Below are 17,779 nucleotides of genomic sequence, written 5' to 3' on the forward strand. Positions count from 1 at the left end.
TGTCGAGCAGGCGAACAGGCCCTAATTCGACGCGATGCAATCGACCAACGACATTCGCCGCGCGTTTCTCGACTACTTCGCGGCCAACGATCACACGGTTGTGCCGTCGGCACCGCTGGTTCCCTACAACGATCCTTCGTTGATGTTCGTCAACGCGGGGATGGTGCCGTTCAAGAACGTCTTCACCGGACTTGAGACGCCGCCCGCTCCGCGCGCGACGACCAGCCAGAAGTGCGTGCGCGCCGGCGGCAAGCACAACGATCTTGATAATGTCGGCTATACTGCCCGCCATCTCACGCTGTTCGAGATGCTCGGCAACTTCAGCTTCGGCGACTACTTCAAGGAACGCGCGATCGAACTGGCCTGGGGCATGGTCACGCGCGAGCTTGGCCTCGATCCCGAGCGGCTGCTGGTCACCGTCTATCACACCGACGATCAGGCCGCCGAGCTTTGGCGCAAGATCGCGGGGCTCCCCGACGAGCGCATCATCCGTATCGCCACCAAGGACAATTTCTGGGCTATGGGCTCGGATGGCCCCTGCGGCCCCAGTTCGGAAATCTTCTGGGACCACGGCCCGGAGATCGCCGGTGGCCCGCCGGGATCGCCCGACGAGGATGGCGACCGCTTTGTCGAGATCTGGAATCTCGTATTCATGCAGCACATTCAGGAAGCCGACGCCATCGTCGGCGACCTGCCGCGTCCGTCGATCGACACCGGCATGGGGCTCGAACGCATTTCGACCGTGCTTCAGGGCGTGCACAATGTGTTCGAGACCGACACCTTCCGCGCGTTGATCGAGGCCAGCGAAGACCTCGTGAAGGCCAAGGCCGAGGGTGAGCAGATCGCCAGCCACCGCGTGATTGCCGATCACCTGCGCTCGACCAGCTTCCTTATCGCCGACGGCGTGCTGCCCTCTAATGAGGGACGCGGCTATGTCCTGCGTCGCATCATGCGCCGCGCCATGCGCCATGCGCACTTGCTCGGCGCCGACCGTCCGCTGATGCACCGCCTCGTGCCCGCGCTCGTAACCGAGATGGGGCAGGCTTACCCCGAGCTGTCGCGGGCGCAGGCGCTGATCACCGAGGTGCTCGAACGCGAGGAAACGCGCTTCCGGCAAACGTTGGAAAAGGGGCTTCGCCTGCTTGACGATGAAGTTGCCACGCTGGGCGAGGGCACGAACCTGCCCGGTGAGGCGGCCTTCAAGCTCTACGACACCTATGGGTTCCCTTATGATTTGACCGAGGACGCGCTGCGTTCGCGCGGCATCGGCGTCGACCGCGAGGGCTTCGATGCGGCGATGGCGCAGCAGAAGGCGGCAGCGCGTGCGGCGTGGAAGGGCTCGGGCGCGGCGGCTGACAGCGAGGTCTGGTTCGACGTGGTTGAGCGCGAAGGCGCGACAGAGTTCACCGGCTATACCGCCGACAAGGGCGAGGGCCGGGTGGTCGCCTTGGTGGTCGATGGCAAGGAGGTCGCCAGCGCCGATGCCGGGCAGGAGATGATCCTGCTCACCAACCAGACGCCGTTCTATGGCGAGAGTGGCGGGCAGTCGGGCGATGCCGGGGTCGTGACTGGCGACAATGGCCTCAAGATCGCGATCACCGACACCTCCAAGCCGCTCGGGCGGCTCCACGCGATGCACGGGACCATTGAGGCCGGGCAGATCAGCGTGGGTGACACCGTTCACCTTGCGGTCGATGCCGAACGGCGCGATGCGATCCGGGCGAACCACTCGGCCACGCACCTCGTGCATGCGGCGTTGCGCAGTCAGCTTGGCGACCACGTGACGCAGAAGGGCTCGCTGGTGGCAGCGGAGCGGCTGCGATTCGATTTCTCGCATCCCAAGCCGCTGACCTCCGAGGACATCTCCGCAATTGAATCCGAGGTGAACGCGCAGATTCGCGCGAACAATGAAGTCACCACCCGGCTGATGAGCCCTGATGATGCCATCGAGGCCGGGGCCATGGCGCTGTTCGGCGAGAAGTACGGTGAGGAAGTGCGCGTACTCTCGATGGGGCAGGACAATTTCGGCGGCTCGGGGAGGACCTATTCGGTCGAGCTGTGCGGTGGCACCCATGTGCGCGCGACGGGCGATATTGCGCTGTTCCGCATCGTGTCGGAAAGCGCCGTCTCCTCGGGCGTGCGCCGGATCGAGGCGTTGACCGGCGAGGCCGCGCGCCAATGGGTGGTAGGCCGAGAAGAGGCCTTGAAGGCGGTCGCCAACACGCTGCGGACCTCGCCTGACGAGGTCGAGGAGCGGGTTGCTGCACTGGTTGATGAACGCAAGCGACTCGAACGCGAGCTGGCCGATGCGAAGAAGCAGCTGGCACTCGGCGGCGGCGGTGCGACCGGTGTCGCGCCAGCGGCGGACGAGAACATAGGCGGCGTCGCCTTCTCGGGCCAGGTTCTGCAGGGCATGAACCCCAAGGAACTGCGGGGGCTGCTTGATGAAGCCAAGGGCCGGATGGGGTCAGGGGTTGCGGCGATATGCGCGGTCAATGAGGGCAAGGCCGCCTTCGCCGCCGCCGTCACCGACGATCTGACCGATCGCTTCAGCGCCGTCGATCTGGTGCGCGCGGGCGTGGAAGCTCTTGGCGGCAAGGGCGGCGGCGGCCGCCCGGACATGGCGCAGGGCGGCGGTCCGGACGGCGACAAGGCCGACGATGCCATTGCCGCCGTGCGCGCCCTGCTGTCCGCGGGCTCAGCCTGATCGATGCTGTGCGGAGCGGCGGCGCTCGCCTTCGCTGCCGCGCGGTACGTCCTTCATGTCGCGCTCGTTCTGACCGCCTGACGGACTTCCGTCTGCCACGTTCTGCGGCTTGAACTTCTCATCGTTGCTGGTCGGCTTGGTGGGATCTTTTTTGTCGCTCATGCGAACCTCCTTTCTGCATCAACGCATGGGAGGGTGAACGGTATCCCGCGCGGTCAACCGTTCGTCGTGCTCGTGCGCAGCTTCGGCTTTTCGGCAAGGTCAGCACCCTGCTGGATCTTTTCGCGCATCTCGTCGCGCTTTTCGTGAATCGAGGCGATCACCGGGCCGACTGCCACGCCCAGATCGACCAGTGCGGCTTCGGATAGTTGCAGCGAGCTTTCGAGTGTCTCGGGCACGGCGGTGGTTGCGCCGCTGCGGTATAGCTCGGCAGCGTGGACGCTGTCGCGCGCGCGGGCGATAATCGGCAGCTCCGGATGCTGTTCGCGCAGCTTGCGCACCAGCTGCTGCGCCAGCACGTGTTCGTCCATGGTCAGGATCACGGCGGGCGCGGTGTCGATGCCCAGCTTTTCGAGCACGTCGGCGCGCATCGCATTGCCATAGACCGCGACATAGCCGTCGCGCCGTGCATCCTGAACGAGGTCGGGATTGGAATCGATGGCAATATAGGCCTTGTCGTGCCGCGCCAGCATTTGCGCCACCAAGCGCCCGACGCGACCCAAACCGACGATCACCACATGCGGCGCACGCGGGTTTTCGTCGACTTCCTCAAGCGTGGGCGCCGGATCCATCCGCCCCGCGAGGTTCTTGCCGAGCAAGGCCAGAAGCGGGGTGATGGTAAGGCCGATTGCGGTCACGGTCTGCCAGAACTGGCCTACCTCGCGGCTTACCAGCGCCGCACTGGTGGCGGCAGTCAGGACGATCAGCGTCGTCTCCGAGGGGCTGGCCATCAGAATGCCGGTTTCGACCGAGGTGCTCCGCCGCGCGCCCATGAACCGCAGCAGCACGCCGGTTACCACGGCCTTGAGCAGCAGGATCCCGACCACAGCCAGCGCGATGGTGCCGAGGTTGTCCCACACCATCGAAAAGTCGATGCCCATGCCGACCGTGAGCAGGAACACGCCGAGCGCGAGACCCTTGAATGGCTCCATGATCCCCTCAACCTCGGTATGATACTCGGTTTCGGCGATCAGCAGGCCGGCAATCAGCGCGCCGACGATGGGCGACAGGCCGACGGCGGTGGTGGCGAGGCTCGCCCCGATGACCACCAGCAGCGAGGCGGCCAGGAATATCTCCGGGCTCTTGGTGCGCGCGGCCTGGGCGAACAGACGCGGCAAGACCATGCGCCCGCCCACCATCATGATCAGCACTACGAACAGTCCCTGCCAGATAGTCGATAGCAGGCCTGCCATCCCGTCCGCCTCGGCATAAGGGGCGAGCGCGCCGAGCAGGAAGATCACCGGTACGATCATGATGTCTTCGAACAACAGCATCGACAAAGCGGCCCGACCCACCGGCGAGGTGGTGCCCGAAATCGGCAGCACCAGCGCGGTCGAGGAAAAGGCGAGGGCAAGGCCCAGCGCCAGTGCGCCTGTCCAGTATTGGCCGGTGTAATAGAGAATTGCAGTAATCAGCGCCCCGATCACCACGATCTCGAGCGCGCCGAGCCCGAACACCAGCCTGCGCAACTGCCACAGGCGTTTGAAGCTCAGCTCCAGCCCGATGGTGAACAGCAGCAGGATAATTCCGAATTCGGCGAAGGGCTCAAGGCCTTCCGGCTCTGAAATCGTGACATGGTAGAGCCATGGATAATCCTCCACCATGCGCCCGAGGCCATAGGGGCCGACCAGCAGGCCGACAAGAATGAACCCGATGATCGGTGTGATCCGGAAGCGCGCGAAGAGCGGGATCACGATCCCCGCCGCCCCCAGGATCACTAGCGCATCGGACATCATTGGCGAAAGGTGGGCAGATCCATGCATGGTGCCAGTTATCGACAAAAGTGCATGGCAGGACAACGACAATATTGCTGCAATGCGCAAGCGCACGCAGCTTCCTGACGAATTTTGTTATGAAGGGTGACAAAGCGGCTTGTTTCCGTATGTCAGGGGCCATGCAGACGCCGACCCTCATTTCGCTCGCCCTGTATTTCATTCTCATGCTTGGCATCGGGCTTTACGCCTGGCGCAAGTCGACAGAAGATTCCGAAGGCTATCTGTTAGGTGGCCGCAACCTGCCACCAGCTGTCGCGGCGCTGTCCGCCGGGGCATCGGACATGTCCGGTTGGTTGCTGCTCGGCCTGCCCGGCGCGCTTTATGTGTCAGGCCTGGTCGAGGCTTGGATCGGCATCGGCCTGTTTATCGGCGCCTTGGTCAACTGGCTGATCGTGGCTCCGCGCCTACGCGAGCAGACCGTATCTTACGGCAATTCGCTGACGATTCCGCAATTCCTCGCCAACCGCTTCCCCGATAAGGCGACTGCGCTGCGCGTGGTTTCGGCGGTCATCGTGGTGATCTTCTTTTCGGTCTACAGCGCGGCGGGGCTGGTCGGCGGCGGCAAGCTGTTCGCGGCGAGCTTCCTTGATGAGCCGATTCTCGGCATGAGCCCCTATATGGCGGGCGTCGTGCTCACTGCGGGCGTGGTGCTCGCCTATACCATGGTGGGCGGCTTTCTCGCCGTGAGCCTTACCGACTTTGTGCAGGGTTGCATCATGGTGGTGGCGCTGGTGGTCATGCCGCTGGTGGTGATTTTCGATGATGGGGTGGGCACGGTCGCCACAACGCTGCGCGACGTCGATCCCAATTTCCTCAGCTGGTTCGGCGGGCTATCGGCGATTGGCTTCATTTCTGCCATTGCATGGGGCCTAGGCTATTTCGGCCAGCCGCATATCATCGTGCGGTTCATGGCTGTGCGCGATGGCGGCATCAAAGCCGCCCGCAACATCGGCATGAGCTGGATGTTCGTGGCACTGATTGGTGCGCTGGGTGTGGGGCTGGTGGGCCGCGCGCATGTCGAGCTGAACCCCGGCATCGAACTGGCCGATCCGGAAACGATCTTCATCCTTCTGGCCAACACGCTGTTCCACCCCTTCGTCACCGGCTTCCTGCTGGCAGCGCTGCTGGCCGCGATCATGAGCACGATCAGTTCACAGCTTCTGGTCAGCTCCAGCTCGCTGACCGAGGACTTCTACCGCCTGTTCCTGCGCAAGCAGGCGAGCGAGCGCGAGATGGTCAATGTCGGACGGATCTGCGTGCTGCTGGTTTCAGTGGCGGCGATTGCCATTGCCGCCGACCCGGACAGCGAGGTGCTTGGCCTCGTCTCCAACGCCTGGGCCGGGTTCGGCGCTGCCTTCGGCCCGCTGATCATCCTGTCGCTGATCTGGCGCGGAATGACGGGCGCAGGCGCATTGGCCGGGCTGGTCACGGGCACCGCCGTGGTGATCACATGGATCTTCTCGGGCGCTGCCGAGGCGACGGGTGTCTATGAGATCATCCCGGGCTTTGCCGCCGCGTGGCTGGCGATCTGGCTCGTGAGCAAGGCAACCTCGGGCGCGCCGGAAGCGGCGGCCTGATCAGCCGCCGCCGGGCCCGTGTCCCCGACGCGGGGCCGGGCCTTGCACATCGCCCGCACCTGAGCCGCCGCCGTCTTCGTTCCACTCGATGCGGTAAAGATCGTGTCGACGGTCGGCAAGGTTGCGCACCGTACCCTCGGCGCGCGCCCAGGAGAGATCGGCAAGGTTCACGTCGCTAATCGTCAGTGTTTCGACGTTCTCGCTCGCCTCGGCGGCGATGCCGTCGCGCGCGAAGGGGAAGTCGCAGGGGGTGAGAATGCAGCTTTGGGCATACTGGATGTCCATGTTGCCGACATTGGGCAGGTTGCCGACGTTGCCCGCCATCACCACGAAACACTGGTTTTCGATTGCCCGCGCAGCCGCGCAATAGCGCACCCGCATGTAGCCCTGGCGGCTGTCGGTGCAGAACGGCACGAAGATTATGCGTGCGCCCTGGTCGACAAGGCGGCGCGAGAGTTCGGGGAACTCGCTGTCGTAACAGATCTGGATGCCGATCGGGCCGCAGTCGGTCTGGATCACGTCGATGGAGTCGCCACCTTTGATGTTCCACCAATAGGCTTCGTTGGGGGTGGGGTGGATCTTCTCGCGCTCGTGGATCGAGCCGTCGCGCAGGCACACGATGGCGATATTGTGGATGTCGCCATCGTCCATCCGCGTGGGGTGCGAGCCGCCGATGATGTTGATGTTGAACCTCAGTGCCATCTCCGAAAGCGCCTCGCGGATGCGCGGGGTATACCGTGAGAGCAGCTCGATGCTTTCGAGTGGTGACAGCTCCTCCTCTTCCGCGCTCAACAGCATCAGCGTGAACAGCTCGGGAAGAAGAATGAAGTCTGCTTCGTAATCACTTGCAACATCGACAAAATATTGCACCTGGCGAATGAACTCGTCGAAGTCCTTCACTGCGCGCGCCTGCAACTGGCAGACGGCGATACGGACGTTCTCGATCCCGCGCGGGACGGACAGCTGCGCACTCGCCTCCTGATCGACGAAGGGGTTGCGCCAGACCATCTGCACCGCATTGCCTCGGCTGCGGCGATCCTCGGGCAGGTAACCGGGCAGCACGCCCAGCGGCTCGAACCCGTTGGCGAGCTGGAAGCGCAGCACCGGATCATGGATCTTGCCCGAGATGACCTTTTCGAGATAGTCGTCGGCGCTCTCCACCCGGCGCCAGCTTTTCTGAAGGTTCGGCATGCGCCCGGCAAAGACGATGCCCTTCAGTTCGAGCTGTTCGGCGAGGAACCTGCGCTCTTCATAGAGCCGCCGCCCGATCCGCGTGCCGCGCACCTTCGGGTCGACGCACATCTCATAGCCGTAAAGCCACTCCCCGGTGGCCTCGTGGCGGCTGCCATAGCCGTTGCCGGTGATCTCGTCCCAGGTGTGCGGACGCAGCGCTTTTTCACCGCTGATACGCATCGTGGCGCAATAGCCGACCAGCTTGTCGTCAAGCACGGCGACGAAGCAACCCTCGGGGTAATTGTTGATCTGTCCGCGAATTTCGCCCTGCGTGTAGGGTACGAAGTCCTCGTAAACACGCTTGGCGAGCGCTGCGATGCGGCGGACGTCGGCGGGAACGGCGGCGCGGACTTCGAGGCGGGCTTTGGTCATGCAATCTCCTGTGACACGAAAAGGGGCGCGCGACCGCCGTCGCGCGCCCCGTTATCATAACTTCGCGGTCGGCGGGCCGTTCCGCGAGGCATAGCCAGATCAGCCCAGGCCCTGCGCCTTCATTTCCACTTCTAGCGCATCGACGATGGCTTCGAAGAACTGCTCGGTGGTCATCCAGCTCTGGTTCGGACCGATCAGGAGCGCGAGGTCCTTCGTCATCTTGCCCTTTTCGACGCACTCGATGCAGACGCGCTCAAGCGTTTCGGCGAAGGCCACCACTTCGGGGGTGTCGTCGAACTTGCCGCGATACATCAGGCCGCGGGTCCATGCGAAGATCGAGGCGATCGGGTTGGTGCTGGTCGCCTTGCCCTGCTGGTGCTGGCGATAGTGGCGGGTCACGGTGCCGTGCGCAGCCTCGGCTTCCACCGTGTTGCCGTCGGGCGCCATCAGCACGCTGGTCATCAGGCCGAGCGAGCCGAAGCCCTGCGCCACCACGTCGGACTGCACGTCGCCGTCGTAGTTCTTGCAGGCCCAGATGAACTTGCCATTCCACTTGAGCGCGGCGGCCACCATGTCGTCGATCAGGCGGTGTTCGTACCAGATCTTGGCTTCCTCGAACTTCTCCTTGAAGCCCTCGGTGTCGAACACTTCCTGGAACAGGTCCTTGAAGCGACCATCGTACTTTTTCATGATGGTGTTCTTGGTGGACAGGTACACCGGCCAGCCGCGATCAAGGCCGTAGTTGAAGCTGGCGCGCGCGAAGTCGCGGATGGACTCGTCGTGGTTGTACATCGAGACCGCCACGCCGGGCTGATCGAAGGTGTGAACGAGGAGGTCGATTTCCTTGCCGTCCTCGCCCTCGAACACCATGCGCAGCTTGCCCGCGCCGGGGATCAGGGTGTCGGTGGCGCGATACTGGTCGCCGAAGGCATGACGGCCGACGACGATCGGGTCGGTCCAGCCGGGCACCAGGCGCGGCACGTTGTCGATCACGATCGGCTCGCGGAAAATGGTGCCGCCCAGGATGTTGCGGATCGTGCCGTTGGGCGAACGCCACATCTGCTTGAGGTCGAACTCCTCGACGCGGGCCTCGTCCGGGGTAATGGTGGCGCACTTCACGCCCACACCATATTCCTTGATCGCGTTGGCGGCGTCGATGGTGATCTGGTCGTCGGTCTCGTCGCGCTTTTCGACCGAGAGGTCGTAGTACTTCAGGTCAACGTCGAGATAGGGCAGGATCAGCCGCTCGCGGATCCATTGCCAGATGATCTTCGTCATCTCGTCGCCGTCGATCTCCACGATCGGATTGAGCACCTTGATTTTGGCCATGAACTGTCCCTGTCTCTTGCGAATGTTTGCGGAAATATGGTTTGGCGAGCCTCTTAAGGGTGCGCGGGCGCGAGCGCAAGCCGAGCCGAGGTCATGCTGTTGAGCTTGCGAATTACTCGCAGAAAGCTGCGCGCGCTGCCCGATATTCCGCGATCAGCTGCTCGCAGATGGCGGCGGCAGAGCGCACCGCGCGGGTGGCGCCAACGCCGTGGCCGGACGACCAGATCGTCTTCCACGCGCGGGCCTCATCGTTGAGCGTCATCTCGCCGTGCCCATCGGGCAGGGTGGCTTCGGCCAGGCTTGGAGCAAGGAAGTTGGCACCAACGCCGGTGACCTTGTCGGTATAGGTGATGTCCTTGGCGCCAGAGGCGATCATCATCTGCTTTTGCGGATCGCTCGCCATGCTTTCTGCGGCGGCGATGAAGTGCGAGCCGAGATAGCCGAACTGCGCTCCCATCATTTGCGCGGCGGCGATGTGGCGCCCGTGGCTCATCGCGCCCGAGAGGATCAGCGGGCCATCGAACACCTCGCGGATCTCGCTCAGCAGCGCGAAGGGGCTTAGCGTGCCGGCATGTCCGCCAGCCCCTGCGGCGACGCCGATAATTCCGTCGACGCCTGCCTCGGCGGCCTTTTCGGCGTGGCGGCGCTGGACCACGTCGTGAAACGCCAGGCCGCCATAGGAATGCACCGCCGCCACCAGATCGGGCACCGCGCCGAGCGAGGTGATGACCAGCGGCACCTTGTGCTTCACGCAGATCTCAAGGTCAGCCTCGACGCGTGGGTTCGACTTGTGGACGATCAGATTGACGCCATAGGGCGCGGCATCTTGCCCGCAGCGCTCTTCGATCTCGCAGAGCCATTCGTCGAACCCGGCGCTGGAGCGCTGGTTCAGCGCTGGAAAAGTGCCCGCGAGGCCTGCCTTGCAACATTCCACTACAAGGTCGGGCCCCGAAACAAGAAACATCGGCGCAACGATGGCGGGGATCGCCAGCCGCTGCGCGAAGGCCTCTACCTTCGCGCTCAAAACGCGTCCTCGGGCAGCTCCATCATGCTCGCCTTGCCGCTCTTGATCGCCATGAACTGCGCTGTGGCGACGGGCAGCAGACGGTCGAAGAAGAACTGCACGGTGGTGAGCTTGGCCTTGTAGAAGCCTTCTTCCGAAGTGCCCTCGGCCAGCTTGGCATGGGCGACCTTGGCCGCCTTCGCGAAGCAATAACCCATGGCGACGAAGCCCAGCAGGCGCAGGTAGTCACTCGCCGCCGCAGCCGCTTCCTCGGGATCTTTCAGGCCCTTCTGCGCGATGTGCCCGGTCGAAAGCTGGAGCGCGCCGAAGCTTTGCTGCAGTGAGCCGACCAGCTTGCCGATGTCGGCATCGGAGGCATGATCTTCGCAGAACTGCGAGACCGGGTGGAAGAAGCTGCGCAGGTTCCGGCCCATCCGGTGCGGCAGCTTGCGGCCCACGAGATCGAGCGCCTGAATGCCGTTCGTACCCTCGTAGATCTGCGCGATCCGGGCGTCGCGCGCGAACTGCTCGACGCCCGATTCCTGAATGTAGCCGTGCCCGCCATAGACCTGCACCGCCAGTTGCGCACTTTCGTGGCCCAGATCGGTGAACAGGGCTTTGACCACCGGGGTCATCAGCGCCACGAAATCGGTCGCTCGTTCGCGTACCTCGGGTTCACGCGCGGAATGCGAGGCATCTAGCGCGCGGCTGACCCATGCGGACAGAGCGCGGCAGCCCTCGTTATAGGCGCGCATCGTCATCAGCATCCGGCGCACGTCGGGGTGGACGATGATCGGATCGGCCGGGCCATCGGGGTTCTTGACGCCCGAAAGCGAACGGCCCTGCAAGCGGTCCTTGGCGTAGTAGACCGCCGACTGATAGGCGATCTCGCCCACGCCGAGGCCCTGGATGCCCACAGCCACGCGCTCGGTGTTCATCATCGTGAACATCGCCTCGAGCCCCTTGTTCGGCTCGCCGACCATCCATCCCTTCGAGCCGTCGAAGCTCATCTGGCAGGTGGCCGAGGCCTTCAGGCCCATCTTGTGCTCGATCGCGGTCGGCCCGGCCTTGTTGTGCTCACCCGGTTCGCCATCGTCATTGGGCAGGTACTTGGGCACGAGGAACATCGAGATGCCCTTCACGCCCGCCGGGGCATCGGGCAGGCGCGCCAGCACGAGGTGCACGATGTTCGAGGTGAGGTCATGGTCACCCGCCGAGATGAAGATCTTGTTGCCGGTAACGAGGAAGCTGCCGTCGTCCTGCGGTTCGGCCTTGGTGCGAAGCATGCCGAGATCGGTGCCGCAGTGGGCCTCGGTCAGGCACATGGTGCCCGACCATTCGCCATTGGCCATCTTCGGCAGGTAGAACTCTTTCAGCTCGTCGGTGCCATGGGCCTCCAGCGCCACCATCGCGCCGCCCGTGAGGCCGGGGTAAAGCCCGAACGAGAGGTTGGCCGAACAGGTCATCTCCTCGACCATCTTGCCCAGCGCATGGGGCGCATTCTGGCCCCCCCACTGCTCGGCCACCCCGAGCCCGGCCCAACCGCCTTCGCAGAACTGCTTGTAGGCGTCCTTGAAGCCCTCGGGCGTGGAGACGGTGCCGTTTTCGAGCTTGCAGCCTTCCTGATCGCCCGACCAGTTGATCGGCAGCAGCACTTCCTTGCACAGCTTGCCGGCTTCTTCGAGAATGGCAGTGGTCACATCGGAATCGAAATCCTCGAACCCTTCGACATCGCCAAAGCCATCGTCGTTATGCAGCTCTTCGAGCACGAAGCGCATGTCGCGAATGGGGGCCTCATAGACTTGCATCGCGTCTCTCCCTTAGTTCCTGAGCGGCTTGCCGGTTTCGAGCATATGCTCGACCCGCGCCTGCGAATTCGGATTGCGGACCAGCCGCATGAAGCCCTCGAATTCCAGCTTTAGCAGCTGGTCTTCGGTGACGACTTCGGTCGGATCGGTGTCACCGCCGGTGAGGACATAGGCCAGCTCTTCGGCGACAACCTCGTCATGCGGGGTGGCGATGCCGCGTTTGCGGAAACCATCGACCGCCAGCTTGAGCGCCGCGCGACCCGATGCGCCGGGCAGGCGGAACTCGGGCTTTTCGGGCGGCTGGTAGCCTTCAGCCATGCTTAGCGCGCGTTGCTTGGCATCGAACAGCAGCCGGTCGCGGTTCATGGTGATCTGGTCGCTCTGCCGAACAAAGCCCAGCTCCTTGGCCTCGGCGGCGCTCTTGGCAACCGTGGCGGTGGAGATGATTTCGAACACCTTGCTAACGGCCGCCATTGGCCCCTTGGGATGGCGCGGATTGTCGATCCAGCGTTCGAGCATCTCGCCGCAGCCGCCCCAGCCGGGGATGATGCCGACACCTGTTTCGACGAGGCCGATATAGGTCTCGGCATGAGGCTGGATCGCGTCCGAGTTGAGGCAGACCTCGCAGCCGCCGCCAAGCGCAAGCCCAGTGGGCGCAGCGACAACAGGGAAGGGCGCATACTTTAGCGCCTTCAGCGCGGCCTGTCCGCCCTTGACCAGCTTTTCCACCTCGCTCCACGCCGCGATGTTCATCGCGAAGATTGCCAGGCCAAGGTTGGCCCCCGCCGAGAAAGCCGGGCCTTCGTTGTAGACCACCAGCGCCTTGAAGTCCTTCGCGACCACGGGAACGGCCTGCTGGATCAGCTTCATGACATCGCCTTCGAGCGTGTTCATCTTGCCGGTGAACTCGAGACAGGCGACTCCATCGCCTACGTCCCACAGTGCGGCGGAGCCATTCTTAATGATCGGCTCGGCAGAGAGCTTGATGTCCTCCAGCAGCAGCACGCCCTCGGGACGCACCACATCGTGATACTCGCCATCGGTGCCGAAATACTGGCGCTTGCCGTTCTCGACCCGGTAGAACGTACCGTCGCCCACCTGTTCGAGCAGCGGCGGCACTGGCAGGCCGTCGGCCTTCAGCCGCTCGACCAGCTTGGCCGCGCCGATCTTGTCGATCATCTCGAACGGGCCGGACTTCCAGTTGTAGCCCAACTTCATCGCGTCATCGACGCCGACGATGGTCTGCGTCGCCTCAGGCACGATGGAGGCGGAATAGGAGAGGGTGGGGCCGAGAATGGCCCAGGCATAGTCGCCGACTTTGCCGGGGATGGAGATCAGCTTGGCGAGGTTGCCCTTGGCCGCCGAACCGCGCACCACGCTCGATCCGCGCGCGGCGGAGTATTCGCCTGACTTGAGGTCGATCGCTTCCTTGACCTTGCCGCCGCCCTCGCGGTTGATGCGGTAGAACCCGCCCTTGCCCTTGCGGCCAGTGTAGCCTTCGCCAATCAGCTTTTCGATCAGCGCTTCGCTGCGGGCGATCTTCTGGTAGGGATCGTCGGCGGGCAGGGTGCTGGTGAGGCTCTTCTGGAGATAGGGCATCAGGTCGAGCCCGATCAGGTCGATCAGGCCGAAAATGCCGGTCTTGGGCACACCCATCGGTTTGCCACCAATGGCGTCAGCGTCTTCGATGGAAATTTCCATATCGAAGGCAGCGTTTACCGCGGCTTGAATCCAGAAGGTGCCGATGCGGTTGGCGATAAAGCCGGGCGAATCCTCACAATCGACCGGCGTCTTTCCGAGCTTGCGGTCGGCAAAGTCGCTTACCTTGGCGACGGTGGCCGGATCGCTCTGCGGGCCAGCCACGATCTCGATCAACCGCATGTAGCGCGGCGGATTGAAGAAGTGGGTGATAAGGAAGTCGCGCTTGAATTCGTCCGAGCGGCCATCGGTCAGATGGGCGAGCGGAATGGTCGAGGTGTTCGAACTCACCGCCGTGCCCGGCGTGCGGACCTTTTCCAGCTTGGCATACAAGTCCTGCTTGATGTCGAGCCGTTCGATGATCGCCTCGATCACCCAGTCGCATGTCGCAACCTTGTCCAGATGGTCCTCGATATTGCCCGTCTCGACCAGCTTGGCCGCGCGCTTGCCCATGAAGGGGGCGGGGTCGGTCTTGAGCATCTTGGCCACCGCGCCTTCGGCGATGGCATTTCGGTTGTCGCTATCCTTGGGGACGATGTCGAGCAGCAGCACCGGCACGCCCGCATTGGCGACCTGCGCGGCGATCCCGGCACCCATGGTGCCAGCACCGATCACGCAGACTTTCTTGATCTGCCCAGAAACGTTTGCGTCGCTCATTATTCGGCCTCCAGAATGGTGGCGATGCCCTGGCCGCCGCCGATGCACTGGGTGGCGAGCGCATATTTCTTGCCCTCGCGCTTCAGTAGTTGGGCGACCTTGCCGGTGATCCGCGCGCCGGTGGCGCCAAGCGGGTGCCCGATGGCAATGGCGCCGCCGTCGAGATTGATCTTCTCGGTGGGGATGCCGAGGTCGCCGATGCAGGCAAGCGATTGGCTGGAGAACGCCTCGTTCAGCTCCACGATGTCGATATCGTCCATGGTGAGGCCGGCCCGCTTAAGCGCTTTCTTGGTCGCTTCGACCGGGCCGATGCCCATGATCTCGGGCGCGCAGCCGGAGATCGCCATGCTTTTGATCTTGGCCAGCACCGGCAGCCCGTTGGCCTTGGCGTAGTCTTCCGAGCACACCAGCAGCGCCGCCGCGCCATCGGTCAGCGGCGACGAGGTGCCCGCGGTGACACTGCCGTTCTCGTCAAAGGCGAGCTTCAGCCCGGCGAGGTCTTCCGCCGTGGTGCCGGGGCGCGGCGTGCCATCGACTTCTACCAGCCCGTCGGCGGTCTGGATCGGCACGATCTCGTCCTTGAACTTGCCCGCTTCGACCGCGGCCCCCGCCTTCTTCTGGCTGGCGACGGCGAACTCTTCCTGCGCCGCGCGCGAAAGGTTGTACTTCTTGGCCACGTTCTCGGCGGTGTCGCCCATGCCGAGATAGGCGGCGCTGCGCTTGGCCAGCTCAGGATTGGGCATGGGGTTGAACCCGGTCATCGGCACCCGGCTCATCGATTCGACGCCTGCGCAGACGAACACCTCGCCCGCGCCGAGCGCGATCTGGCCCGCTGCGTAGTGCACCGCGCTCATCGACGAGCCGCAGAAGCGGTTCATCGTGATCCCGCCAATCGATTGCGGCAGATCGGCCAGCAGCACCACGAGGCGCGCAAGGTTGAAGCCCTGTTCGCCCTCGGGGAAGGCACAGCCGAGCACCAGATCCTCGATATCCTCGGCCTTCACCCCGGTGCGCTCGATCAGGCCCTTGATGGTGTTGGCAGCCAGATCGTCGGGGCGTACCTTGGCGAGCGCACCGCGATATGCGGGATGGAAGGGCGAACGGACATATCCGGCGATAACAGCCTGACTCATGGGGAAGGTGCCTTTCTCTCTTCTCTCCAGCGCGATTGACCTTTTGCGCCGTTTTGTTACGATAAAGTTCAGAGGTTGACGTATACGTCAAGCATAACAAAATCAAGATGCGGTTTCGGCAGTCTAACGCATCATAACGGGAAAGGGTGCCTGATGAACCAGGCTGAATCGGAAATCCTGCCGCTCGATACGAGCCGCATTCTCGACGCTTCCGGTGCTTTGCGCAAACGGGTTTTGACCGAGGCGCTCGACCATTCGGTGACCACCTACCCTGACCGCGTCGCGGTGGATTTCCTTGGCCGTGAATGGACTTATGCCGAGCTGAGCGAAGCGGTCGACCGGCTGGCCGGCGGGCTGGCCGATGTGGGGCTGGGGAAGGGCGACCGTCTTGGCCTGTGTCTGCCCAACACGCCCTATTCGGTGATCGTCTATTTCGCGGTGCTGCGGCTGGGCGCAATCGTGGTGAACCTCAATCCGCTATATTCCGAGCATGAACTGGAATTCCTGATCGCCGATTCGGGCGCGAAAATCATTGCCGTGCCCGATCTCGAAGCCTTGCACGGCAAGGTCGCTGCGGCACACGGCAAGAGCGCGCTTGAACGTATTCTGCTGTGCCCGATGGCCGATGTGCTGCCATTCTGGCAAAGTCTCGGCCTGCGCACGCTGAAGCGTGGTGACCTTGCAAAAAAGCGCGCCGGTGTGGACTACCTCGACTATCGCCGCCTCGCCGCCCATGCGCCGCTCGCGCAGAGGGCGGAGATCACGCCCGACGACGTGGCCGTCCTTCAATATACCGGCGGCACCACCGGCAGGCCCAAGGGTGCGATGCTTACCCATGCCAGCCTTGCGGCGAACTCTGCACAGATGATGCTGCACGTAGGCAACGAGCGCGCTGTGCAGGAGCGTACGCTTGGCGTGTTGCCGCTGTTTCACGTTTTTGGGCTCACCTGCGTGCTCAATTACGGGATCGACACCGCCAGTGAACTGGTGCTCCTCCCGCGCTTCGTGATGGACGAGGTGCTGGCGACGGTGAAGCGTAAGCCGCCCACGCAGATTTTCGCCGTACCCACGATTTACAACGCCATTGGCTCGCTACCCGAAGACAAGGTGCCCGACCTCTCGATGGTCCGCACATCGATCTCGGGCGGCGCGCCGCTGCCGCTCGAAGTGCGCACCCAGTATGAGCGGCGCACTGGGTCGCCAATCTCGGAAGGCTATGGGCTGACCGAGGCCTCTCCGATCATCACCTGCAACCCGCTGCTTGGGAGAACGCCTGTGAAGGAAAACTCGGCTGGCCCGGCATTTCCGCACACGATCATCGAAATCCGCGATCCCGAAACGGGCGAATGTTGCAAGGCTCCGGGCGAGCGCGGGGAGGTCTGCGCGCGGGGAATGCAGCTTATGAAAGGCTACTGGAACCGCCCCGACGCCACCGACACCGCCTTTATCGATGGCGCGCTGCGCACAGGCGATATCGGCTATCTCGACGAGGACGGCTATCTGTTCCTGGTCGACCGCATCAAGGACATCATCCTGTGTTCGGGCTACAACGTCTATCCGCGCATTATCGAGGACGCGGCCTACGAACATCCGGCGGTGAAGGAAGCCGTTGCGATTGGCATCCCCGACGACTACCGGGGTGAAGCCCCGAAGCTGTTCATCGCCCTGCACGATGGCATGGATCTTTCCGAGTCCGAGCTTCACGCCTTCCTCAAGGAGCGGCTCAGCCCCATTGAAATGCCCGACGCTTACGAATTCCGCCCTGAACTGCCCAAGACGCTGGTCGGCAAGCTGGAGAAGAAGGAGCTGGTAGCCGAAGAGCGCGCCAAGGCCGCCGCGCGCAAAGCGGGGGGATCGACGTGACCGACACGGCGCAATCGGACGCGCCCGCGAACGGCGAGGGTCTGAAGTCCATCGCCGAGGCTTCGGAGGAGCTGGGCGTGACCCAACGCACCTTGCGCTTCTACGAAGACAAAGGCCTGATCCAGCCGCGCCGGGTGGGCGCAATGCGGGTCTACTCGCGACGCGAGATGGGCCGGATGCAGCTGATCCTGCGCGGCAAGCGGCTTGGTTTCTCCATTCGCGAAATCGGGGAATTCCTGTCTCTCTACGATGCCGACCGCGGCAAGGAGAGCCAGATGCGCCACCTGTTGCAACAGGTGGAGGATCGCATCGAGGAACTGCGTCACCAGCGCGACGCAATCGACAAGACGATTTCCGAGCTCGAAGTGATCGAGCAGCAGGCGCGCGATCAGCTACCGCGCTAGG

Annotated in this window: 12 protein-coding genes; 4 read left to right on the forward strand and 8 right to left on the reverse strand. The window is 63.6% G+C overall.

All coding sequences use genetic code 11. The features are described from left to right. The first annotated feature begins 34 nt into the window (after positions 1–34). On the forward strand, positions 35–2,707 hold the full coding sequence (gene alaS, locus ABDJ38_RS02310) for an alanine--tRNA ligase (protein WP_346783460.1): 2,673 nt from the start codon (positions 35–37) through the stop codon (positions 2,705–2,707). On the opposite strand, the gene ABDJ38_RS02315 is transcribed toward alaS, so the two are convergent. Beyond that, entirely contained in the window at positions 2,699–2,869 is a 171-nt protein-coding gene (locus ABDJ38_RS02315; protein WP_346783461.1) for a hypothetical protein, read from the reverse strand. The two genes, alaS and ABDJ38_RS02315, sit on opposite strands and share 9 nt — an antisense overlap. 53 nt (positions 2,870–2,922) lie before the next feature. After that, positions 2,923–4,689, reverse strand: a complete 1,767-nt coding sequence (locus ABDJ38_RS02320; RefSeq protein WP_346783462.1) for a cation:proton antiporter domain-containing protein — start codon at positions 4,687–4,689, stop codon at positions 2,923–2,925. Between the two features lie 131 nt (positions 4,690–4,820). Between ABDJ38_RS02320 and putP the strand changes: the two genes are divergently transcribed. Further along, positions 4,821–6,278, forward strand: a complete 1,458-nt coding sequence (putP, locus tag ABDJ38_RS02325) for a sodium/proline symporter PutP (RefSeq protein ID WP_346783464.1) — start codon at positions 4,821–4,823, stop codon at positions 6,276–6,278. Here the strand turns inward: putP and ABDJ38_RS02330 are convergent, their stop codons facing one another. From ABDJ38_RS02330 to ABDJ38_RS02355, 6 genes are all read right to left on the reverse strand, one after another. After that, the gene (locus ABDJ38_RS02330; RefSeq protein ID WP_346783465.1) at positions 6,279–7,883 is read right to left on the reverse strand and encodes a GNAT family N-acetyltransferase; all 1,605 of its coding nucleotides are present in this window, start codon (positions 7,881–7,883) and stop codon (positions 6,279–6,281) included. 99 nt (positions 7,884–7,982) lie between these two features. Then, positions 7,983–9,212, reverse strand: a complete 1,230-nt coding sequence (locus tag ABDJ38_RS02335) for an NADP-dependent isocitrate dehydrogenase (RefSeq protein ID WP_346783466.1) — start codon at positions 9,210–9,212, stop codon at positions 7,983–7,985. Positions 9,213–9,324: 112 nt separating this feature from the next. After that, the gene (locus ABDJ38_RS02340) at positions 9,325–10,176 is read right to left on the reverse strand and encodes an NAD(P)H-dependent flavin oxidoreductase (protein ID WP_346783910.1); all 852 of its coding nucleotides are present in this window, start codon (positions 10,174–10,176) and stop codon (positions 9,325–9,327) included. Between the two features lie 56 nt (positions 10,177–10,232). Next, entirely contained in the window at positions 10,233–12,023 is a 1,791-nt protein-coding gene (locus ABDJ38_RS02345; RefSeq protein ID WP_346783467.1) for an acyl-CoA dehydrogenase C-terminal domain-containing protein, read from the reverse strand. A 12-nt stretch (positions 12,024–12,035) separates the two neighbouring features. Then, positions 12,036–14,378 (reverse strand): 3-hydroxyacyl-CoA dehydrogenase/enoyl-CoA hydratase family protein, encoded by a 2,343-nt coding sequence (locus tag ABDJ38_RS02350; RefSeq protein ID WP_346783469.1) that lies wholly within the window; start codon positions 14,376–14,378, stop codon positions 12,036–12,038. Continuing rightward, positions 14,378–15,511 carry a thiolase family protein gene (locus tag ABDJ38_RS02355; RefSeq protein ID WP_346783470.1) on the reverse strand — a complete coding sequence of 378 codons (1,134 nt, stop codon included), beginning with the start codon at positions 15,509–15,511 and terminating at the stop codon, positions 14,378–14,380. Before ABDJ38_RS02355 ends, ABDJ38_RS02350 begins: the two co-directional genes overlap by 1 nt. A gap of 153 nt (positions 15,512–15,664) precedes the next feature. Between ABDJ38_RS02355 and ABDJ38_RS02360 the strand changes: the two genes are divergently transcribed. Next, on the forward strand, positions 15,665–17,374 hold the full coding sequence (locus tag ABDJ38_RS02360; RefSeq protein ID WP_346783471.1) for a long-chain-fatty-acid--CoA ligase: 1,710 nt from the start codon (positions 15,665–15,667) through the stop codon (positions 17,372–17,374). Then, complete coding sequence (locus ABDJ38_RS02365; RefSeq protein WP_346783472.1) at positions 17,371–17,778, forward strand: MerR family transcriptional regulator; 408 nt, start codon at positions 17,371–17,373, stop codon at positions 17,776–17,778. Before ABDJ38_RS02360 ends, ABDJ38_RS02365 begins: the two co-directional genes overlap by 4 nt. The last annotated feature ends 1 nt before the right edge of the window (position 17,779 follow it).

The organism is Aurantiacibacter flavus (genome assembly GCF_039710615.1).
In the GTDB taxonomy this organism is placed as follows: domain Bacteria; phylum Pseudomonadota; class Alphaproteobacteria; order Sphingomonadales; family Sphingomonadaceae; genus Alteraurantiacibacter; species Alteraurantiacibacter flavus.